Annotated in this window: 21 protein-coding genes; 11 read left to right on the plus strand and 10 right to left on the minus strand. The window is 62.7% G+C overall.

The window, feature by feature from the left end:
- Window positions 1-54: 54 nt before the first annotated feature.
- Genes waaF through AQ12_RS01445 form a run of 4 tightly spaced genes read left to right on the plus strand, consistent with a single transcriptional unit; the run spans window position 55 to window position 4,183 of the window.
- Window positions 55-1,044, plus strand: a complete 990-nt coding sequence (gene waaF / locus AQ12_RS01430) for a lipopolysaccharide heptosyltransferase II (protein ID WP_082151351.1) — start codon at window positions 55-57, stop codon at window positions 1,042-1,044.
- Window positions 1,041-2,258 (plus strand): YbfB/YjiJ family MFS transporter, encoded by a 1,218-nt coding sequence (locus tag AQ12_RS01435; RefSeq protein WP_048438047.1) that lies wholly within the window; start codon window positions 1,041-1,043, stop codon window positions 2,256-2,258. Before waaF ends, AQ12_RS01435 begins: the two co-directional genes overlap by 4 nt.
- Window positions 2,248-2,856, plus strand: a complete 609-nt coding sequence (locus tag AQ12_RS01440) for a carboxymuconolactone decarboxylase family protein (protein WP_048438048.1) — start codon at window positions 2,248-2,250, stop codon at window positions 2,854-2,856. Before AQ12_RS01435 ends, AQ12_RS01440 begins: the two co-directional genes overlap by 11 nt.
- Window positions 2,857-2,905: 49 nt before the next feature.
- Window positions 2,906-4,183 carry an MFS transporter gene (locus AQ12_RS01445; protein ID WP_193387943.1) on the plus strand — a complete coding sequence of 426 codons (1,278 nt, stop codon included), beginning with the start codon at window positions 2,906-2,908 and terminating at the stop codon, window positions 4,181-4,183.
- Window positions 4,184-4,426: 243 nt separating this feature from the next.
- Here AQ12_RS01445 and AQ12_RS01450 read toward each other — a convergent pair whose 3' ends face one another.
- Genes AQ12_RS01450 through AQ12_RS01475 form a run of 6 tightly spaced genes read right to left on the minus strand, consistent with a single transcriptional unit; the run spans window position 4,427 to window position 12,422 of the window.
- Entirely contained in the window at window positions 4,427-5,542 is a 1,116-nt protein-coding gene (locus AQ12_RS01450) for a helix-turn-helix domain-containing protein (protein ID WP_161798968.1), read from the minus strand.
- A gap of 50 nt (window positions 5,543-5,592) precedes the next feature.
- On the minus strand, window positions 5,593-8,694 hold the full coding sequence (locus AQ12_RS01455) for a type I restriction endonuclease subunit R (RefSeq protein WP_238587619.1): 3,102 nt from the start codon (window positions 8,692-8,694) through the stop codon (window positions 5,593-5,595).
- Entirely contained in the window at window positions 8,691-9,014 is a 324-nt protein-coding gene (locus tag AQ12_RS01460) for a hypothetical protein (protein ID WP_152682626.1), read from the minus strand. Before AQ12_RS01460 ends, AQ12_RS01455 begins: the two co-directional genes overlap by 4 nt.
- A 43-nt stretch (window positions 9,015-9,057) precedes the next feature.
- Window positions 9,058-10,383 carry a restriction endonuclease subunit S gene (locus tag AQ12_RS01465; RefSeq protein WP_048438053.1) on the minus strand — a complete coding sequence of 442 codons (1,326 nt, stop codon included), beginning with the start codon at window positions 10,381-10,383 and terminating at the stop codon, window positions 9,058-9,060.
- The gene (locus AQ12_RS01470; protein WP_048438054.1) at window positions 10,380-12,197 is read right to left on the minus strand and encodes a class I SAM-dependent DNA methyltransferase; all 1,818 of its coding nucleotides are present in this window, start codon (window positions 12,195-12,197) and stop codon (window positions 10,380-10,382) included. Before AQ12_RS01470 ends, AQ12_RS01465 begins: the two co-directional genes overlap by 4 nt.
- A gap of 9 nt (window positions 12,198-12,206) precedes the next feature.
- A complete protein-coding gene (locus tag AQ12_RS01475; protein ID WP_048438055.1) occupies window positions 12,207-12,422 on the minus strand; it encodes a hypothetical protein in 216 nt (71 codons plus the stop codon).
- Between the two features lie 177 nt (window positions 12,423-12,599).
- On the opposite strand from AQ12_RS01475, the gene AQ12_RS01480 reads away from it, so the two are divergent.
- On the plus strand, window positions 12,600-13,019 hold the full coding sequence (locus AQ12_RS01480) for a hypothetical protein (RefSeq protein WP_048438056.1): 420 nt from the start codon (window positions 12,600-12,602) through the stop codon (window positions 13,017-13,019).
- A 58-nt stretch (window positions 13,020-13,077) separates the two neighbouring features.
- Here the strand turns inward: AQ12_RS01480 and AQ12_RS01485 are convergent, their stop codons facing one another.
- From AQ12_RS01485 to AQ12_RS01490, 3 genes are all read right to left on the minus strand, one after another.
- The gene (locus AQ12_RS01485) at window positions 13,078-14,043 is read right to left on the minus strand and encodes a hypothetical protein (RefSeq protein WP_048438057.1); all 966 of its coding nucleotides are present in this window, start codon (window positions 14,041-14,043) and stop codon (window positions 13,078-13,080) included.
- Window positions 14,044-14,094: 51 nt separating this feature from the next.
- Window positions 14,095-14,280, minus strand: coding sequence for a hypothetical protein (locus AQ12_RS22355; protein ID WP_082151352.1), 186 nt, complete (start codon window positions 14,278-14,280; stop codon window positions 14,095-14,097).
- A gap of 532 nt (window positions 14,281-14,812) precedes the next feature.
- Complete coding sequence (locus AQ12_RS01490; RefSeq protein ID WP_152682627.1) at window positions 14,813-15,358, minus strand: hypothetical protein; 546 nt, start codon at window positions 15,356-15,358, stop codon at window positions 14,813-14,815.
- Between the two features lie 136 nt (window positions 15,359-15,494).
- Here AQ12_RS01490 and AQ12_RS01495 point away from each other — a divergent pair, with 136 nt between their 5' ends.
- From AQ12_RS01495 to AQ12_RS01520, 6 genes are all read left to right on the plus strand, one after another.
- Entirely contained in the window at window positions 15,495-16,088 is a 594-nt protein-coding gene (locus AQ12_RS01495) for a LexA family transcriptional regulator (protein WP_048438059.1), read from the plus strand.
- Window positions 16,089-16,222: 134 nt separating this feature from the next.
- Complete coding sequence (locus AQ12_RS01500) at window positions 16,223-16,600, plus strand: hypothetical protein (protein WP_053076498.1); 378 nt, start codon at window positions 16,223-16,225, stop codon at window positions 16,598-16,600.
- Window positions 16,601-16,673: 73 nt separating this feature from the next.
- Window positions 16,674-16,973: a hypothetical protein gene (locus AQ12_RS01505; protein ID WP_082151353.1), complete on the plus strand. Its 300-nt coding sequence runs from the start codon at window positions 16,674-16,676 to the stop codon at window positions 16,971-16,973.
- Complete coding sequence (locus AQ12_RS01510; protein WP_048438061.1) at window positions 16,973-17,701, plus strand: hypothetical protein; 729 nt, start codon at window positions 16,973-16,975, stop codon at window positions 17,699-17,701. The genes AQ12_RS01505 and AQ12_RS01510 overlap by 1 nt, the downstream gene beginning before the upstream one ends.
- A 2-nt stretch (window positions 17,702-17,703) precedes the next feature.
- Window positions 17,704-18,921: a transposase gene (locus AQ12_RS01515; protein ID WP_048438062.1), complete on the plus strand. Its 1,218-nt coding sequence runs from the start codon at window positions 17,704-17,706 to the stop codon at window positions 18,919-18,921.
- Between the two features lie 11 nt (window positions 18,922-18,932).
- Window positions 18,933-19,265, plus strand: coding sequence for a hypothetical protein (locus tag AQ12_RS01520; RefSeq protein ID WP_053076499.1), 333 nt, complete (start codon window positions 18,933-18,935; stop codon window positions 19,263-19,265).
- Between the two features lies 1 nt (window position 19,266).
- Here the strand turns inward: AQ12_RS01520 and AQ12_RS01525 are convergent, their stop codons facing one another.
- Window positions 19,267-20,049: a hypothetical protein gene (locus AQ12_RS01525; protein ID WP_048438063.1), complete on the minus strand. Its 783-nt coding sequence runs from the start codon at window positions 20,047-20,049 to the stop codon at window positions 19,267-19,269.
- Window positions 20,050-21,070 lie beyond the last annotated feature (1,021 nt).

Consider the following 21,070-nt stretch of genomic DNA (forward strand, 5'->3'; position numbering starts at 1 on the left):
CGGCGCCAGCGCCAGAAGGCATGGATTGCGGATCAGCTCCGCAATGACACCCTCTTGACGGCATCCCTCATCATCGCCCCGCAATGGATAGGCGATGCCGTGATGACCGAGCCGCTGCTGCGCCGGTTGCACCAGCGCGGCGAAACGCTCACCGTCGGCGCCTTGCCATGGGTCGCCCCTGTGTACCGCGCGATGCCTCAGGTGCACGACGTCATTGAATTTCCGTTCCAGCATGGCGGCTTGCAATTCAAGGCGCGCCGCGCCATCGCCAAACAGGTGCAGGGGCGGTTCGACACCGCCTATGTCCTGCCGAATTCGCTCAAGAGCGCCTTGCTGCCGTTTCTGGCGAGCATCCCCAAGCGGGTCGGCTACCTGGGCGAGTCGCGTGTGGGTTTGCTCACGCACCGCCTGAAGAACCCAAAGAGCAAGCCGCCGATGGTCGCGTTCTACTCGGCACTGAGCGGCGAGCGGGACGGCCTGGAAGCCGACCGACCCCGGCTCGTGCTGGATGCGAAGGCGATCACTCATGCGCTCACCCATGCGGGGCTCGAAGCACGCGGCTATTACGTCTTTGCGCCCGGCGCCGAGTTCGGCCCAGCCAAACGCTGGCCCGCCATCCACTTCACGGAACTGGCACGCCAGCTCGATGCGCCTGCCGTCTTGCTCGGGTCGGCCAAGGAGGCCGCGCTGTGCGATGAAATCGCGCACGCGGCGGGGACGGGCCAGTGCATTAACCTGGCTGGCAAGACATCGCTGGCCGATGCGTTCGCGATCATTGCGTCAGCCCGGGCTGTCATCAGCAATGACTCGGGTCTGATGCATGTGGCTGCCGCATTCGGCGTGCGCCAAGTGGCGGTTTTCGGCTCGTCCAGCCCGCTGCACACGCCCCCCTTGAACGACAACGCGCAAGTGATCTGGCTCAGGGACGATGCGTCGTACCAGCCGCCGCTCGATTGCGCTCCGTGCTTCGAGCGCGAGTGTCCGCTGGGCCACACGCGCTGTCTCGTCGATGTCTCGCCTGAGAGGGTGCGCGCGCTGCTGTGACGAAAGTTGCCCCGAGCCCGAACCAACCCGCGCCCTGGACCATCGCGCTTGCCGGTGCGTTGTCCCTGGCTGTCGCCATGGGCATAGGCCGGTTTGCCTTCACGCCGATGCTGCCGCTGATGATCGGCGAAGGACAGATCGACATTGCGGCAGCCGGCTGGGTCGCTGCGGCGAACTATGCGGGCTACCTTGCCGGCGCAGTGAGCGCACCGCGATTGCGCTGGAGCGCGCTGCGGCTGGGCATGGTCGCTCTCGTGCTCACGGTGCTGCTCACGGCGGCGATGGCCCTGCCTGTGTCCGCCTGGATATGGGGAGCGCTGCGCTTCGTCGCTGGTGTATGCAGCGCGTGGGCCTTCATCGCCACGGCTGTCTGGTGTCTGGGCGCGCTGGCACGCATCGGCAAGCCCGCGTGGAGCAGCTTTGTTTACACCGGGGTGGGGCTGGGCATCGCGGGCGCGGGCCTCTATTGCCTGGCTGGGGCGAGCCTGTCGGCCCCTGCGAGATCGCTCTGGTTGCAGCTCGGGGCGCTGGCGGCGGTGCTGGTTCTGCCCGTCATGCTGGTGCTGTCCCGAATGGGGGCTGCAGCACCCGTCGCAGCGACACTGCCGAAAGTGGGTCAGGCGCCTTCCAGCCGCAATACGGGCCTTGTCATCTGCTACGGCATGCTCGGCTTCGGCTACATCTTGCCCGCGACGTTCCTGCCGGTGCTCGCGCGATCGGTCGTCGAAGACCCGCGGCTCTTCGGGTTGGCGTGGCCGGTGTTCGGCGTGACGGCTGCGCTCTCGGTTGTTGTGGGCGCATGGCTGCTGATTCGCGTCTCGCGGCTGAAAATCTGGGCTGCTTCCAACGTGTTGATGGCTTTGGGTGTCTTGTTGCCCTCGGTGTGGTTGAACGGCTGGACCATTGCGTTGTCGGCGCTGCTGGTGGGCGGCACCTTCATGGTCGTCACACTGGCGGGCGTGCAGGAGATTCGCGCGCGCACGACGGGCGACCCGACTGCGGCGGTGTCGCGCATGACGGCTGCGTTCGCGATCGGCCAAATCGCCGGCCCGGTTTTTTCGTCGCTGCTGCTGCACTTGCCCGGCTTTCGCGAGACCGGTCTCACGCTGGCCCTGCAAGCCGCCGCCTTGTCGCTCGTGGTGTGCGCCGCGTGGCTCTGGCGCGAAGCCCATCGAATGTCTTTGGCCGTTCAGGAGAAACCACATGCCCGCTGACAAGCCCTCTTCATCGCACACCCAGGGATCGGGCGCAGAGCGCATGCCGCTGCCCGAAGCCAGCACCCTCAATGACGAGCAGCGCGGTGCCGCCCAGGCGCTGATCGACGGCCCGCGAAAGGGCGTCTATGGACCCTTCCTGCCGCTCTTGCGCAGCCCGCAATTGCTCGATCGCGTGGCGAAGCTCGGCGAGTACCTCAGATTCGAAAGCGTGCTCGACGCCCGCATCCGCGAGTTGGTGACCTGCGCGGCGTCGCGTCATGTGAGCAACCAGTTCGAGTGGCAGATGCATGAGCCGCTGGCGCTCAAGGCCGGTGTGTCGCAGGCCACGCTCGACGCGCTGCGGGTTGGCGCTCGCCCGAAGCAATTGCCTGCCGACGAAGAGATCGCGCTGGACCTTGCGCGTGAATTGCTTGCCACGCACGGCGTGAGTGACGGCACCTATGGCGTTGCCAGCGAGCAGTTCGGCGAGCAGGGTGTGGTCGAACTCACAACGCTGATCGGCTACTTCGTGATGGTGTCGTGGCTGATGAATGTGGCACGTACGCCGGCGCTCGCCAGTGCTACCGGCCCGGGCATCAAGCCGTTCCCGGTTTAGGCCTGCGCGGAATATGGCGCCCGACAGATTCCACAAGACGTCCCGGCCCATGCAATTGGGCATCCGCGCCAACCTCGCGCAGGTCCTGCAGCAGCTCCTGCAGGTGCTTCTGGTGGGCATGACGATTGGAATGATGCGCAACGTGGTGCCGGCGCTGGCCGAAAGCGAATTCGGGCTGCAGCGCGGCTCCTTCATGCTGCTGGTCGCCTTCGTGGTGGCATTCGGGTTCGTGAAGGGCGCCATGAACTTCGTCGCGGGCCGGATGGCCGAGCGAATGGGCCGACGTCGGGTGTTGCTTCTGGGCTGGCTGGTGGCGCTGCCCATCCCGCCGATCATCTGGTTCGCACCCTCGTGGAGCTGGATTGTTGCTGCGACGGTGTTGCTCGGTGTGAATCAGGGTCTGACCTGGTCGATGACGCAAACATCCAAGCTGGACATCACCACGCCCGACCAGAGGGGCCTTGTCATAGGCCTGAACGAGTTCTCCGGGTACGTGGGCGTTGCCCTTGCCGCCGTCATCACTGGCTATGCAGCGTCCCTCCTTGGCCCGCGAGCGGGTCTCCTGTGGTTCGGCGGCGCTGTCATCGGTCTGGCTACGCTGCTGGCCTGGCTGGCCGTGGCGGAAACGCTGCCCTGGGCGCGTGCCGAGACCAGGCCCGGGGCCAACGCAGGCAAGACCGCCGTTCGCCCGCGGTATCCGACAGGCGTCAGCAATGAGCCGGGCACCCGCGAGATATTCGCCCTCATGACCTGGCGCGACCGCCGGATGGCCGCGCTCTGCCAGGCGGGCCTGGTGGAAAAGTTCGTGGACGCGTTGGTGTGGGTCTTCTGGCCGGTGTACCTGCACCAGCAGGGCGTGGGTCTGCCCGGCATCGGCTGGATCGTCGGGGTGTATGGGTTCACCTGGGGGGGCGCCCAGTTCTTCACGGGCAAGCTGTCCGACCGCGTCGGTCGTCAGGTTCTCAATGTCTGGGGAATGTGGATATGCGGCGTCGGCGTCCTGCTCTTTCCGCTTGGCGCGGGGTCCACCTGGTGGAGTGCGTCCGCCGCTGTCGCCGGCCTGGGAATGGCCATGCTTTATCCGAACCTGAGCGCCGCCGTCGCAGACATTGCCCATCCCGCCTGGCGGGCTTCGGCCATCGGCATCTATCGCTTCTGGCGTGACCTGGGTTACGGCATCGGCGGCCTGGGGCTGGGCATCGCGGCGACCCTGGGCGGGAACCTGGTCACCGCTTTCTGGTTTGTCGCTGCCGCGATGTTCGCCTCCGGCGCGCTGCTGTATCACTGGGGCGAGGAGACCCATCCCGGCCTCAACCCGGCAAGCTGAAGTCATTTCTCCATCGGACACCCGGCACCAAGGGTGTTAATCAGCTGATGGCCCAAAAAGAGCTGGAACCCGCGCCGGATAAGGGTTCCCAGCCATTTTGCCGGCGCGGCCTAGAGTTGTTTTGGAAGAATTAGAGGGGTGCAACTGCGGGGACCCCCGCCCCTCCGGCCGCGAGCCCTGCCCCGGGCGGGCCTAACCCGGCGGCGTCGCAGTGCAGCTAGATTGTCGGTGCTCGAGCTCGGACTAGTCGTCGGCGGCGTTGAGCGCGGTGTCCGCGGCGAGCTGCTGCAGGCCGGGAAAGTCCACTCGCCGGTGCTCAACTTCAACCTCAATGACAGCCTGGAGGGTGACGGGTGCTTGGTCCGCCGCAAGTAAACGGGCCTCGACCTTAAGGGTGCCACTCTTGGGCGGGAAGAAGGCCAGTACATGGTCACTCGTGAGATGCTCGCTAGGCAGCAGTTTTTCAAATCGCCACACGGCCATGGGGCGGCCACTCACTAGGTCAATTGAGAGTTCCTTCTCCCACTTCGCAATCTGCTGCTGATGCATTAGCGTGTGCGCGCCGGTAAGGAAGTGGTCTGGGTTGGGCCTTTTTTCGAACTTAAAGTACTGCAACATGGGAACTTCCACGCCTTCGACCTCCGCTTTGACTTCCAACTTGCCGTGATTCAACGCGTAGGGAGATGAGTTCTGCAATTCGAATCGAACCAAAACAGCACCGGCCTGCTCGCGCGCGAAGGTTGCGAAGTCGCGCCAATAGGAACTGTTAACCATTGTGACCACCAGATACGCATTGCGCGGGGCCTTATGGTCAGGCAGTTTCTTTATGTCCCCGAAATCCAAAGCTACGCGTTTCTCGATGTACTCGGAACTAAACGGTAGCCCCATCAGGTCCAGAAGCCTGAAGGCTGCGCAGCTACTGGCTGCGCGGCCCTGGTCGTCGTCCCGCATGCGCATTACTTCCAAAGGGTCGGCTTCTCCTGTGGAGCTCCCGCGTCGCACAAGGACCACATTGGGGCGCACCACTCCGTACTCTTTTTCAACCCAGAAGGGTCGCGACTGCTTCGGGACGGTTATGACCCCGACTTGCTTCCCCTCGTACTCAAGCTCCTCATACGTGAACGTGAGGTTTGGGCGTACTTTGCTGCCAATGAACTGCTGAATTTGCGCGTCGTCGAGGTGCTCGTCTAGGCCAACGACCTGAGGCGGGCCGCCCGCGCACTCCTGGAAACCCAACAGGATATAAGCCGGGCCCCCCCCTTGGCGCCAAGCGTTGGCCATGGCCAGAATGTCTTTCAGCAGCTCCGACTTCTGCTTCGGGTCTTTCGACAGGAAGTGGTACCGCCGTTTGAAGTCCAACCCGGGCCCTTCCGATTCGTAGCGGAGGCGGTCTAGTAACTCTTTTTGCATTAGAGAGACGCCCCCGGCTGCTGAAATTGCTTCCAAACCATCCTCGCCACCATCTTCTGCATCACGCCGAAGATGCGTTCGTCTTTGAGCAACTGGTCAGCGATGTTGTTGTGCGCGTCCTGTGCCTCGATGACGATGTCAGTGAAGGCGTCCTTGAAGTCGCCCATCGCGAACTGCTCTTCGTTGTTGTTTCGAGCCTGGGCGGCCAGCTTCTCGTTCTTGGCCAAGTGCCCCTGCCATGTGGTTACCGCGCCGACGAAGTCAGACTCCGTGATATGCCCCGAGAACAGGTCGTTCATCTTGGCCACAATCTCGCGCAGCGCCTTTCTCTCGTCCTCCGGGGCGGCGCCGGTCCCGGCCTCGCCTATGCCGGGCAGCTTTACCACTTCGCCCGAGGCCAGGTCCAGCTGTTGCTCGCCCACCTTCTGCAGGCGGTAGTGCGTCAGGTTGACGTCGGAGTCCAGCTCCAGCTTGTTCCGGTCCTTCATGTCCGCGGCGAGGCGCGGCATCAGGTACTTGCCGAACACAAACAGCTTCTCCAGCTCCGGGTCGTCGTAGGGGATGATTTGCGACAGGAACTCGTACAGGCGCAGGAAGGAGCCAAGGTCCTTGCGGAAGAGGTCCTTCTGCTCATCGGCCTCCAGCGCTTGGTATCGGTCGAAGGCCGGCTTCAGGACAGCGTGCAGCGGCCCCTGGCTCTTGACCTTGGGGTTGAAGAATGCCTCCGAAAACTTCTCCACCTCGGTCCAGTAGTAGACGCCGACCTTGTTCAGCTTTGTGAGCAACTCGTGGACGATATTGGGGTCGGTGACTTCCTCAAGCTGGGCCGTGCGGTAGTAGGGCTGGAAGCTCTCGAGGATTTCTGCCGGCCGGTTGACGAAATCCAGAATGAACGTGTCTTCCTTGCCCGGGTACATGCGGTTCAGCCGGGACAGGGTCTGCACGGCGAGCACGCCGGAGAGGCGCTTGTCGACGTACATCGTGTGCAGCAGGGGCTGGTCGAAGCCGACCTGGTACTTGTTGGCCACCAGCAGGATACGGTACTCGTCCTGCTTGAACGCCTCGGAGGGCTCCTGGCCCTTGATGCCGGGGTTCATGTTGGATTCAGTGAATTCGTCGGGTCCTGAATCGGGGTCAGTCACCGCGCCGGAGAAAGCGACCAGCGTACGCAGGTCGGTGTAACGCTGGTCCTTGATGTATTTGTCGATGGCCAGCTTGTAGCGGACGGCGGCCTTGCGACTGTCGGTGACCACCATGGCCTTGGCCTGGCCACCAATCTTGGCAGCGACATGCTCGCGGAAGTGCTCGACGATGACGACGACCTTCTGGGAGATGTTGTGTGGATGCAGCTTGGCGAACTGGGCCAGGGCCATCTTGGCGCGCTTCTGGGGCACCAGCTTCTCGTTGGCGAGGGCTCCCAGCTGGTAGAAAGTGGAGTAGCTGGTGTAGTGCTTGAGCACGTCCAGGATGAACCCCTCCTCGATGGCTTGGCGCATCGAATAGACGTGGAATGGCACCGGAGTGCCTTCCGGGCCCTTGCGCCCGAACAGTTCCAGGGTCTTGGACTTCGGCGTGGCTGTAAACGCAAAATAGCTGACGTTTTCGGGACGCTTGCGGCCCTCAATGGCCAGTGCAATCATGTCCTCGGAGGTCAGGTCTTCTGGGTCGATTTCGACATCCGCTTGGACCTGTACCTCCACGCCGTCAATGACCACAACGGCCGTCTGTTTCGGCTTGCCCTTGGTCAGCGCCTCCCGCAGCTTGCGCGCGGCGGCGCCGCTTTGACTTGAGTGCGCTTCGTCCACGATGAGGGCGAAGTTGCGTTGACCGAGCGCGCCGACCTGGTCCAGGATGAACCCGAACTTCTGCAGTGTGGTCACTACGATGGGCGCGCCCTCGTTCAGGGCCTTTGCCAACTGAGCGCTGTTTTCGCTGATGACCTGCACCACGCCGGCCTTGTGCTCGAACTGACTGATGGTGTCCTGCAGCTGCTTGTCCAGGACGCGCCGGTCGGTGACAACCACCACGGTGTCAAAGACCTTTTTGTCCGCAGAGTCGTGGAGGTTCGAGAGCCGGTGCGCCGTCCAGGCGATGGAGTTTGACTTGCCGGAGCCGGCGGAATGCTGGACCAGGTAGTCCTTGCCTGGGCCTTCGAGGGCAGCCATGCGAATCAGCTCCTGCACTACAACCAGCTGGTGGAAGCGCGGGAAGATGATGGATTCCTTCGTGGCTTTCTTGCCGCCGGGCAGCTCGACTTCCTTGGTTTCCAGATGCATGAACTCGCCAAGGACTTCCAGCCAAACCTCCGGGCGCCACACGTATTCCCACAGGTAGTAGGTGGAGTAGCCCTTGTCGTAGGGCGCAGCCGGGTTGCCCGCGCCGGCGCTCAGCATGTCAATGCTGTCGGGGCGGCCCATGTTGAAGGGCAGGAAGTGGGTGTCTTCGCCGGCCAGCTTGGTTGTCGTGAATACCATGTCGCAGGACACAGCGAAATGAACCAGCGCCCGGGTCTTGAACTGCAGCAGGGGCTCCAGCTCTTTGGATTTTGCGTCTTTAGGCAGCCGGTCGGTCTTGTACTGCGTGATGGCGTCCTGAATGTTCTGGGTCAGGTCCGTTTTGAGCTCACCGGTGGCAACGGGCAGACCGTTTACGAACAGCACCAGGTCAATGCTCTTCTCGTTGTGCAGGCTGTAGTGCAGCTGGCGCACGGCAGTCAGCCGGTTCTTCTTGAAGAGGTCCAGCAGCTTGCGATTCTTCTTGTGGGCCGGCTTGAACTGGCACAGGTAGAACTTGGCGTCCACGTCCTTGAAGCCATGGCGAAGAAGGTGGAGCGTACCGTGGGTGTCCAGCTGCTTGGCCACGCGCTTGATAAACATGGCTTCGGACTGGCCGTTGTGCCACCGCTTGAACTTGGCCCACTCGGTGGGCTGGGTCTCCTGCACGAATGCGAGCAGGTCTTCGGCCAGGATGGCGTACTCCTTGGAGTAGCTCGCCGCCTGCTTCGGGTGGGTTTTGACCGACCAGCCATTGGCTTCGAGCTGGGCGCACAGCTCGTTCTCGAAGACGCGCTCGGTGTGCACGTTGGAGGTGGTCGGCATCATTCAATCCCGTGTTTCTTCGCGAAGCGAATGACCGACCACCAGGAATACAAGGTGAAGAGACCGGCGAGTCCAAGGCCGCCGGTGACCAGATATGCCACCGTGGGGCGCAATTGCACTGACATTGGGCCGAGGATGGCATTGCCACCCAGGGTGTCGAGGAAGCTGGCTACTGCGGCACTCAGCCCGAAGCCGACAAGCAGCACCAAGAGGCCTACCCAAACGCGCAACTGCTTCGACTTCCATTCCGCGGTCAGCGGGTCGTCGTGTCGGTCGTGGCGCAGTTCAGCGAAGTAGTTCAGGATGTTCAATAGGTGGTGCAAGGGCTCTCTCCTCAGTCTTTTTGTAGTTAAGTGCTTTTAGACCTCAAGACGGCAAGCGCTGCTCACCTTTGGTCTTGCGGTCGTCCAGGGCCAGTTCACCGGTGACCGCAGCTGAAATCAGGGAGGAGCGGTACTCGCGCAGGCGCTCAATGTGTTCCTGTGCGTGTTGCACCAGTTCTTGCACGCGAGATGTAGCCGAACGAACTTGCTTCAGGAGGGCACATCGCTCTGCCGCGGGCGGCATGGGTACTGGGAGCTCGCGCACGTTCGACTGGTTAATGGAAGCCAAGTTGGTGCTCTGCTTCGACCGGAGGAAGAAATAGCTGCGGGCCGCGTCCGTGGACGTAAACCGTGCAACCCACTCAGCGAGGTCCAAGTCGTTCAGGCGCACGGCGAACACGTGGTTCTGGTGAATGCACGGGTGGATTTGGCCCTGCCAAACTGTGCCGCGACCGAGCTTGTCGTTGTCGCCGCCTTCGTTCATGAGGACGTCGCCAACGCGCAGCAAGTAGCGCTGCGCTTCGGCCTCTGCTACTTCGATGCTGTGCACCTCGGTCAGGTCAACGTAGCCGTCTTGCACATTCGCCACGCGCAGGTATGGCAGCGCGACGGTGGATTTCTCGCCGATGTCTTTGCCTTTCGCAACACCGGACCTGACTTCACCAAGGAACTTCAGGCGCTTTACCTCCCAGTGCGTCGGAATGCTGCCCAACTCCGGGAAGCTGGTCTTCTGCAGCTTGACGCCGGCACTCGCACCTTGCGTCATCAGGGCCGAGGCGTGGCTGTAGAGGTATTCCAGCAGTTTCCCAATCAGCCCTTCTTTCTCTGCAATCAACGCATCAATCCGCGCCGTTTTGTCGTCAAGGAAGTTGGCGATGCGATGCTGGTCATTCGGAGGAGGAACAGCCAAAGGAAGCGTGCCCAGGAGAGTTGGGTTGATTGCGGGATAGCTCACGCCATCTGAGTTCGCCACCACGTTTTCAATAAATGGCTCTGCAAGAGCCGCCCAGTAAGCGAACCGGGGGCTCAACTGGCCATTCGGTCTAAGTACGGCGAATCCTGTGGACGCAATGAGATTCGTGTTCACCGCTGGGAAGGAAGCAACCGCTTTGAGGTAGGTGCGGACTGTTGACAAAATCGTGTCGCCAGAACGCAAAACTCTTCGCGCTCGACTCGGTGCGGATTCGAAGTTGACTTCTGTGGGTGCGAGTTCCGCCACGCCGTTTTCCAAGGCGGCGATGTCCACGTATGACAAGACTGTTTCAGGCGGAGTACTGTCCGGAAGCACTTCCGGATTGATTTGTACCGCGTGCTTGAGTGGCACAGTCCGCCATCCAGTGGGCAGGTTCGAGTAGTTGCCTTGGCTCAAGCCACCACCCCCTTCATAAGCTCCACAAAACGCTTCTCCATTTCGAGAATCTCATCGGCAATCACCTTGGGCTTGCGCGGCGCCTTGTAGACGTAGAAGTACCGGTTGAAGTTGATTTCATAGCCGACCTTCCCGACCAGGCCGTCCGCATCATCCTTGACGTCCTTGTTCACCCAGGCGTCCGGCACGTGCGGCAGCACCTCTCGCTTGAAGTAGGCCGGAATGGACTCGGTGAGCGGGATGGTTTCGGTGTCGCGCAGGTCCTTGTCGTACGGCTTCTCGCCTTTCTTGAACTTGCCTTCCTTGCCATCGGCCAGGGGGCGGTCTACGGTGACCTTGCGGTACCCGAAGAACTTGGTGTCAAAGAGCTTCGACACGATGCGAGGCGGCTCGGCCTCGGCCGGCGCGGCGCCATGGCCGTTCTTCACCGCCTCCTTGAACTCCAGGGAGAACGTCGCATCCTTGGCGCACGTGGAGTACACCTTCACGATTTCGGCAATCTGCTCGTCCGAAATTTGGACGCGCTTGCTGCCAAGGGACTTCTTCATCTTGGAATACATGCGCGTGGCATCAATCAGCTGGACCTTGCCTCTGCGGTCGGCCTTCTTGTGGTTATCCAGAATCCAGATGTAGGTGGCGATTCCCGTGTTGTAGAACAAGTCGTTCGGCAGCGCGATGATGGCGTCGAGCATGTCGTTCTCGAGCACCCAGCGCCGAATTTCAGACTCGCCAGAGCCGGCGTCACCCGTAAACAGGGGCGAGCCGTTGAGGACAATGCCGACGCGCCCGCCGCCCTCAGCTGCTGGGCGCATCTTGGAAATCAGGTGCATCAGGAACAGCAGGGAGCCGTCAGAAATGCGGGGGAGCCCTGGGCCGAAGCGGCCGGCGAATCCCTTTTTCTCGTGCTCCAACTTGACCGCATCCAATACCTTCTTCCAGTCCACGCCAAAAGGAGGATTGGCCGCGCCATAGTCGAACTTTTCGCCGGGGAAACCGTCTGCAGACAGGGTGTTGCCGCACACGATGTTTTTGGGGTCCTGCCCCTTGATGAGCATGTCTGCTTTGCAAATGGCGTAAGACTCAGGGTTCAACTCCTGGCCAAAAAGGCGAACAACCGCGGAACTGTTGATGGACCGGGCGACGGCCTCACCGACTGACAGGATGCCGCCGGTACCGGCGGTGGGGTCGTACATCGACCGGACGACGCCAGGCTTCGAGAGTGCCTCGTCGTCGCCGGCGAACAGGCAATGGACGATGAGCTGGATGACTTCGCGAGGAGTGAAGTGCTCACCGGCGGTCTCGTTGGAGGCCTCCGCGAACTTTCGAATCAGCTCCTCGAAAACCAGGCCCATGGTTTCGTTGGGAACAACGTCCGGGTGCAGGTCGATGTTGGCGAACTTTTGCACCAGCTGAAACAGCAGGTCCTTGTCTTCGAGCTCGGCGACCCGGTCGGTGAACTTAAAGCGCTCGAACACGTCGCGGGCGTCTTCGGAGAACTCGCCCAGGTAGGCGACCAGGTTCTGGCGAATGTGCTTCTGGTCGGCCAGCAGGCCCGGCAGCGTGAAGGCACTGGTGTTGTAGAACGCTTCCTTGCTCTTGCGCTTCAGGAACGGGTCCAGGTTGACACCGCTCTCCTTGCGCTTGGCATGCTCGGCCAACACGTCCTTCTTCGTTCCCTCGAGAACGCAGTCCAGCCGGCGCAGCAGCGTGAAAGGCAGGATGACCTTGCCGTAGTCGGATTGCTTGTAGTCGCCCCGGAGCAGGTCGGCGACGGACCAGAGGAAGTTGGCGAGTTCGGAGAAGTTCTGGGCCATGGATGCTTTTCAGTTCTTGGTGTTCTTGGTGGCAGTCTTGCGAGGAGCCGGCGCGGGGGTCGTGCGGGGCTGGAGGTTCAGAGTCTTTGCCCGGTCGCGCACCATGACTTCAAAGAGATTGGTCAGGCTGCGGCTTTCTGCAGCGGCGCACTGCTCCCAGAGGTCACGGACCTCGGGCGTCATCTTCAGTGACGTGGCTGCTGTTTTGCGGAGCGGACGGGGCATGTGATGTGGAGTGATGTGGTTTTAGATGTAGCCAACGGATATACGTTATCAGACGGTTGAGCTGGTGGCAAGCAAGCGAGGTCGACGGCGCTGAAGAAGGAGGTTTTTCGACTGCTGCAGGCTTCGCCTAGCGCGATGGCTGGCTAAGGAGGGGCACGAGCGTGGCCTATACGCGAGATGAACCTGCCAATACTGCTTCAGCACCTCATCCTTGCATCGGTCGTCGCTCTGACGGCCTGTTCATCGGAGGTGCCACCAGACGCCACCCTCACGCCAGCCGTGGCTGGCGGAGTCCTGAAGGTTGAAGCGTGGGCGGGTCACACCTGTCGCGTGCGAATCCGCGGAGCTAGCGTAGAGAACTGGGTCAAGCAAAGCGGCATCCTTCCACGAACGACCCTTGCCCCCGTCGTTGTGCAGGCATGCACCGGCAAGTTGCCTTACCTTAGCTCCGTGAGCGACCGCCATCCGACCGGGGCGGCGGTGTGGGAGGCCAGCTCGGGCCCGGGCTCCGCGGCACCGATTGCAGCTTACCTGGTGGTCGTCACTTCGATAGGCGCCGACGAAGCGCTACTCGAACTTCAGGCTCTAGGCCGGTAAGCCCCGGCCCCAGTCCCAGAACCTCGAGGAGAAGTGCCCCGCACTGCGGGGCAGATTCTTATGCGCGCTTCCTGCCAGCCCCTGGCAGCTGAATTCCTTCGGCGCGCATCAAGTCGCCAACGCCCTTCCACCACGTGCCACGGTGCACCAGACGCGCGTGGTGCATGCCTTCGTCGAGCACCTGCGCCTTCGTCATGGCCGAAACAGCCTCCCAGCCCTTCTTGAGGACATAGGTGGCGTTGTTCACCTCCGTGCTCTCGAGCACGTAAAGCTGGTGCTCGTCCCACCCATAGACCACGTAGCGGGAGAAGCCGTTGCGGCCGACCGCGATGAAGTCCGGCTCGTATGCCGTAATGGTCTTGACCCGCTCCCGGAGGACGGCCTGGTCGCCCGGGGAGACGCTGCGGATGACGCGGTCCACTGCCGGCTCAGCCCGCGACCACGGGTACTTGCCGGGCGGCAGCACCTCCCAGTTCAGACGCCGGACTGGCGCCTGCACCGTTTCGGCCAGGTCTTCCTTGACCAGCCGGCACTCCCCGAACAGCTCCACGAACATGTGGACCGTGTTCAGCAGCAGCTCCGGGTCTACCTCGCGCGCCTTGAACGGGCCGGCCGTGATGACCAACGCGTCGTTTGGCGCCGTGCGCACCTGCAACTCCACACCGTGCGGCTGCTTCCAGGAGCGGGGATACCGCTTGTACGGCACCTCCACAATCTTGGACTTCTCCTCGTAGTCGTAGCGGCCGCGGAACTCCTTCCAGGTCCATTCCCGTTGCCGGTGGTGGGTCTCAAGGGGCTGGTCCTTGTGGACGATTTCTTCGCCATCGGCATTTCGGCGGCTAGCGATGCCGAACTCGCCGGAGGGCAGCAGGCGCTCCCCAGCCACGGGCGGCACGGAGAATCCCACCTTGGCCACGTCGGAGAGCTGGCCTTCAAGGCCAGTGACCACAACGTAGAAGCTGTCGGAGGGGGCGAATGGTTTTAGGTGTGCCTCGAGGCTACGCACCTTTTTTCGGATGAACATGTTGTTCCTTTGGATGTGAAACGGGAGGGCCGAAGCACCTCCCGCGGGTTGCTACCGTTTGCTGCCGGGGGTCACCTTCACAGGTGTCCACCCAGCTCCAGGCGTGGTCGTCGGCGGTAGCGGCTTGTTGTCCGCCACCGTTGCGAAGTTGGGGCGCTTGCCGCCCTTCGGCCCTACCTCTTGGTAGATGCCGCCACTGTTTCCGGTGCTCTGACCGGGCTTCTTGCTTGCTGCCATGTTTCCTCCTTGGAGACAGCTGATTCGCCCGGTACGTAAAACCCTGATACCCATCGGCCGAAGCTTCGGGGTATCCTCACATCCGCTGAGAACGTGAGTTCAAGGGGCAGGGTTCGCCGGGTATCGGTTTCCTGCCAAGCCCATCAGGAGGTCCAAGTCCTGGTGGGCTTTTTCATTTTAGGTCGCTGCCGACCTGCAAACACTATATCTGGGGTCGGTTTGCCATGCAAGACACTACAGGTAGTGTTTTCTGTGGATAAGTGGTGCATCTTCGGTGGACCGATTCCCGCACTAAATCAAGATAGGACGCGGCACCCGCGCGTTCGGCGGCCGGTACCGCATGCAGTGGACAAACGTCGAGGTGCGGGCGCGCCGCGGGCACCTACCCACAGGAAATCCGAAGGCGCCGCCCTTTCTTCCATACGCGTCTCCTCAGGCCCGGCCTGGCTCCAACAGGCGTAAAAAAGCCCGGCGTATGCCGGGCTTCGGTACGGGGGCGGCAAGGTTTCGCGGAGTCGCCGCGGATTCCCGCTCACTCTTTGGTGTCGAGAAGGACCGGCGCCCTCTTCGCGCACATGCGCCCGCTGCAGCGCGACCTGTCGGGCTCGCTCAGGTAGAGATTTGCACGAGTGTCGACGAACTCCAGGGTCAGGTCTCCGCCGTACAGGGTCCTGCCCGCGAGGAGAGTCTTCACGGCGAACGACACGTCATGTCGGGCGCCTTGTTCATCCACCCAGAGAACCCTCAACGGCGCATCGGTTATCGGAAAATTCACGGTAGCGCTGCCCGGGATTGCGCCGCATTTCTTGCGCGGGTTTGCTCCCCTGCCAGAGATGTGTCCCATATCGGGCCACAGGTACTGCATTTCCGTGACGCACCGGCCAGGCGTGGCCACGATTACGAAGCTCCACAGGTCCACAGGGTCACCGATGCCGAATACCCGCAGGGCCGACTCCACCGCGGGGCTAGCTGCGGAGGCCGGGTCCGAAGTGGCTGATAGAGCTGCGCTCAGCGCGAGTACGGCACAAGCTGTAGCGCGGGCGGCGCCGCGTGTCGGTGTTAAAGAATTCTGGGTCAAGCCTGTCTCCTCGATTTAGGTTCCGGCGTGTAAGTACTTGATTTAGTTAAGGGGTCAGTCCCGACCAGCGGTTGCCGCCGTAGCTGTATGCCCGTACAGTATCTCCAACGAACAAACATTCGCCGGAGAAAACGAGATGGCCGAGACCGACACGCAGCACCTGGAGAAGCTCCGGACCTACTGGAAGCGCAACCACGCGTTCCCGTCCATGGCCAAGCTCTGCGAAGTGGTCGGCATGTCCTCCACCGCCAGCGTCTTCGACCTTGTCGGCCGGCTCAAGGAAGCTGGATACGTCCAGCGCGTCGAGGGCCGCATCGCACCCACCAAACGTTTCTTCGCCCGCCCGTTTGTTGGCGCCGTGCGCGCAGGCCTGCCGCAGCCCCGCCAGGACGATGACGACTTCGAGGTCCTGACGTTGGACGACTACCTCGTCCCGGACCCCAACCGCACATTCCTGGCCAGGGTCAAGGGCGACTCCATGCGGGACGCGGCCCTAGTCGACGGCGACCTTGTGGTTGTGCAGAAGAACTGCCCCACACGGGTGGGCGACATCGTTGTTGCCGTCATCGATGGCCAGGTGACCGTGAAGCATCTGCGCCAGCAGCCGGGCGGGCGCTTCTACCTGCAGGCCGCCAATCCCGACTTCGCGGACATCGTCCCTGAAGGCGAGCTCGAAATCCTTGGGGTGGTCGTCGGCCAGTGCCGCGCCTACCGGAGGTCCGCCGCCTGACCACCCGCAGCCCCTACCCCAGGCCGTAAGGCCCCCACCAGCAGCTGAACGCGGTCTCCGCCCCGAGGCCGGTGGCGCAGCTTTGCCCAAAACCATTGAAAGCCGCCTGGCCGCACCAGGCGCAAGGAGAAGCCATGCCTGTTTGGAACATTGAATCGATTGAGGACAGACCGGACGTCACGCTCAGCGACTGGGCGGCGTTTGAAGTTCCGCTGAACGGCCCGGACCAGCCCTGGACGCGCCACCTGGCCGGATGGTCGCGCGAAGACTGTCAGGGGCAAGTCTGCTCCGCGGTGCAGCGGTTCGACCCTGTGACGGGCAGCTGCCTCACGGAGAGCGGCCGGGTGTACCGGCTCCACGGCCGGCCAGGTATGACCGCGGACGCGCAATACGTCTGGAGCCGCTGGAAGCGCATCGCCTCCGTCACCGAGCAGCGAAACGTGACGCAGGAGACCTTCGAGGCGATTCAGGCTGCCAAGGCCCCAAGCGCTGCGCCGGAGCCACTCCCATGAAGCCGGAGCAGTCTAAAACGCGGGCATCTAAACCCGTCTCGTTCTTAGACACGCAATAGGTCAAGGACACAGTATGAAAGTCAAGGTCAGAACGATGCGTCACGAGGGGCGAAACCTCAACCGCGACGACTTGAAGAAGCTCCCTCCGCGGGTTGGCGAGCTGCGCGTGCTCGAGGAGCGCGACCCCGCCCTGGGCCGGCAGGTGCTGCGCGCGCGGCTCCTGGATATGACTCGCGGCACGGAGCACGACATTCTTCCTGGCCTGATGGACGCCCGCCTGGTCTGGGCTGCCGACGGCAAGATGACCCTCATCGGCACCGAGCGCCTCGACCGCGCCGAGTACGGCCAGACCTGGTCGGTGGAGGTTGGCTGATGCTCAAAGTCTTCGTCCACACCGGCGTGCTCGAGGAACGCAACCCCGGCAACCAACTGGCCATGCTGGACATCGCCTACGCCAAGAAGTCGTACATGGCCGACTACCAGTGCGCGCTCCTCGCCAAAAGCCACGGCGAGCTGAACTACGCAACCCCGCAGGACGAGCCGGACAGCCACACCTTCGTCCTGCAGTACCCGCGGTGGTCCGGCAGCCTGTGGGACTTGGTAGCCCGCGCCCTGACCCGAGCCCTGTACCGCGCCGACCAGGCGCCAGCCGTGAAGCGCGTCGACCGCCGCTGCGCATACGCTACTCGCCTGTGCGTGGCCATCCAGCAGGCCACCCTGGACAACCAGGGCCTCGAACTGGCGACGGGCACGATTACGCAGACCGGCAAGGAGCGCGGCTTCTACACCGTCAACCTTGAAGAAGACATTCTTGGGCGTCACAGCGCCACGTTCGCCTACGGTGAGAAGACCCTGAACCCCTCGGACCTGGTGCTGCGCGCCATCTGCTGGTCGCTCTTCAACCAGGACACCCTGGGCCGCCGGCCCGCGCTCATCCTGCCGCCGGCCATCAGGGTCGACGGCGTAGAGCGCTTCGACATCGAAAACCTGACGGAGCCCGCGCGCACGGGCTTCAACCGCTTCCGCGCGCCGGCCGGCACCGCGATGATGGAGGCAATGCCGTTGGCCGCGGACTACGTGCGCTTCCTCACTGCAGGTTGACCATGAGCGCCCCCGCGTCCTCCCCCTTTAAGCCGCTTCCAATTCGCAAGCGGACGGGCACGGCGGCCTTCCATCTGAGCAAGAAGGCGGTCGACTTCGGCCAGGAAGACCTGGCCAAGCTGTCCGAGAAGCAGGCGGTGCTCCTGCTCGCGGAGCTGACCTGGGGCTCGACCACCGAGATGCCCTGTGCGCATTGCGGGACCGTGGACACCCACTATTTCTCGGTCAAGGAGCTGCGCTGGAAGTGCAAGTGCTGCGGCAAGCGGTTCTCCGTGACGTCCGGCACGGTGCTCGCTGACCACAAGTTGTCGCTGAAGAAGATTCTGTGCATGGCCTTCACCTGGGCCAATGGCGCTTCCGGGCTGCCGGCGCTGCAGCTGCGCCGCGAGTGGAACGTCGCGTATGGGACGGCATTCACCTTGGTGCAGAAGCTGCGCGAAGGGCTCGTGCGCGGATTCAACGTGGGCCTACTGGCCGGCGTGCACGAGATGGACGGCATGGACATCAATGGCCGCCGGTACCGAGAAAAGCGCGGCAAGCCCCTCGGTGGCAAAAGTGGCCCGACCCCAAAGATTCCGTCCTTCCTGCTGAAGCCGAAGCCTGGCGAGGAGCCCCATGGCCCGCCCACTCCGCCGAAGTGGGGCAAGGCTTCCAAGCAGCCGGTGGACCGCCGCCTGGTGCTCGCAATGGTGCAGCGAGGTCAGAGCCTTGGCTTGGGCGCGGTGTCGACCCGTATTGGAATCGCCAAGACCGAGTCCGGGGCCACCGTGACGACCATGGCCATGCGCCACGCCTCCGCCGAATCGGCCTTCATGACCGACGAGGACCCGTCGTACGCATCATTTGGCACGCTGTTCGCCAAGCACGACACCATCAATCACTCCGAGAGCTACAGCCGGCCGGGCGGCATCAGCAACAACCTGGCCGAGAGCTTGAACGCTCGCATGCGACGTGGCGCCGAGGGCGTCTACCTGAACCAGAGCAACAAGTACACGCACGACTACTCGTGCGAGCAGGCCTGGCGCCAGGACACCCGCAAGCTCTCAACCGGCAAGAAGCTGAGGCATCTGCTGCGGGTGGCGCTATCGGTGGGCCTGTCGAAGTGGTGGCGTGGCTACTACCAGGGGGTACACCGGGACCACGAGATGCTGCTCGAGGGCAATGCACCGGCCAAGGGTCGCGGCAGGCCAGAGGGCTGGAAGCCGAAGCCGCCGCGATAGGAGAACCGCACATGACATGGCGCATCGACCGCATCGAACAGGAACCCACCAAGACGCTGGACGCCTGGATGGTCATGGAGGTGCCGTTTGACGGTCCAGGGCGGCCTTGGACGCGCCACCTGGTGGGCTGGCGGCTGGAGGGGTGTAAGGGGCAAGTGAGCTCACCGGTGGAGGTGTTCGACCCTGCTACGCGGCGGGCGAAGACCCGCAGCGGGCGGGTCTACCAGTTGGGCGAGCGGTCAGGGCTCAGTGGAGCCGCGTTTGCTGCCTGGGGCGTGTGGAAGCGCCGGCATGGAGTGCTGGAAGAGCGCGACGCCACTGACGACGTTGGCCCGCTCACCTAAGTTAGTCCACTTCGGGCGCACGGACAACAGTTCCATCGGCAAAGGCGATGGACTCTATTTCGAAGCGACTCTTAATGGTGCTGCCATTCGCGTCAGCAATGCGCTCAATGTAGTCTCGGCCCGTTCTCGTTACGTGCCAAGCTGACCCGCGGTCTGTCTGCACTACCTTTCCAGGCTCGAGCCGGTCGTCAAAGTCCACCAGCAAGCTGCCGACTTCATCGCCAACCGCATCGGTCACATACACGACACCTTTAAGCTGGACAATTGCCTGCTTCGACTTGTTCTCGAGGCCAAACTTCAGCACAAGCAAATCAAAGGGGCGAGCTTCTCGAAAGTCCCGTTCGACTACCCGCTTCTCCAGCAATGTGACCGTCGCTGATTCGGTCAGCTGGTCGAGAATTGCCTTTCGTTCCGCTTGGGCCCTCTTTCGCAGGTCTGCCTCCTTCGCCTCCTGCACGGCACGAGCCTCCGCCAACGCTTTGCGCTTGGTTTCCCACAAGCGGGCGAGCTCAATCGCTTCCCCGACGGTTTTTCCCACCAGGGGCGTCCTGTCGGGGCCCCCCTCAATGTTCGGCATGCCCAAAGCTGCCGACGCCTCGCGAGCCATGAGGTAGCGTGCGAGCAAGTCACGGTCTTGGTCAGGGAGCTTGCGCACGAGCTCAACGTTCTCACTCATTGTTTTCAGAGGGTCACTGCCAAATACGATGTCTGTCGGTTGCGAACAGGCCGCCAATGCAATCGCCATGGAGATGGCGGCAAGGGGGCGATAAAAGCGTGAGGTCATGTCAGGGTCCAGAATCTTGATAGCTCGTATAGCGGAGCAGAGTTACCCTACCCGCTGCATGCCTCCGCGCCGCGGCGGACCTCACGTCCTGGCAGCCTGCATTCTTTCGCTGCCGAGAACCATGGGAGCGTCGCGAAGCTTTCACTCTTTGCGCCGCAGCATCCCTGTGACCAGCGCCGTAGGTATGGTGAGGGCTGCCACAGCTAACGCTGTCGAGCTCCCGACTGCTGCGCATGCCCCGGCCGCGAGAAAGAAACAGATGTGGGCCTTGGGCCGGCCTACAACGAACATCGGCGGCAGCATGAGGGTTGGGGCTCCCAGCACGACCAGTAGGCTGAGGCCGGGCACCATATCGGTCGGGCCGCCAAGTGGCGGAAAGGGGTTGTCAGTGGTCCAGGCCCAATTGAGAGCAAACGCCAAGCCAGCCGCACTGAGTCCCAGGGCTCCAGCTGGCAGCCACCTTTCGAGGGGTTGAAGTCGCAGGACTCGTTGTGCCGTAGTCGGCGTGATGTAGCCGACGGCGAGGACGAACAGCCATACGACCAGGCCGACGCCCGCAAGCGCTTCGAAAAGCGCGAAGAAGGCTCGACTATCCAGGAGTGCTGCGGGGGGTTGCATGCCCTGTGTAGCCAGCGTCCGCTACACGCCACATGCCCCGCGCCGCGGCGGCCTTCACTCCCTGGAATTCTGCCTTGAAAACACGTTCTCTTATTGCAGCTCTCGCGTCGACCTTGTTGACGGCGGGTTGCGCCCACACCCCCGCCCAGATGTCAATGGACGCCGAGCTACTACGCAGGTGCGCAGAAGACGGTGGTGTACGGGTGTACGAGCGCGCCGAGCGGCCGAGCCCCAGCTTTAGAGTGACCCTGCGAAAGTCCCGTCCCAATGCCCCTTACTACCTTGAACTTGAGGAGCAAGTGCTGAAGGAGAGCGAGGGAACTCCGATTACGGGGCAATACCGCTTCACTCGGTTGCACGAGAGGGTGATTCGAGCTACTGACGGTGCACTCCTAGGCGAGTC

The sequence above is a fragment of the Caenimonas sp. SL110 genome, assembly GCF_001044395.1.
Taxonomy (GTDB): domain Bacteria; phylum Pseudomonadota; class Gammaproteobacteria; order Burkholderiales; family Burkholderiaceae_C; genus Ramlibacter.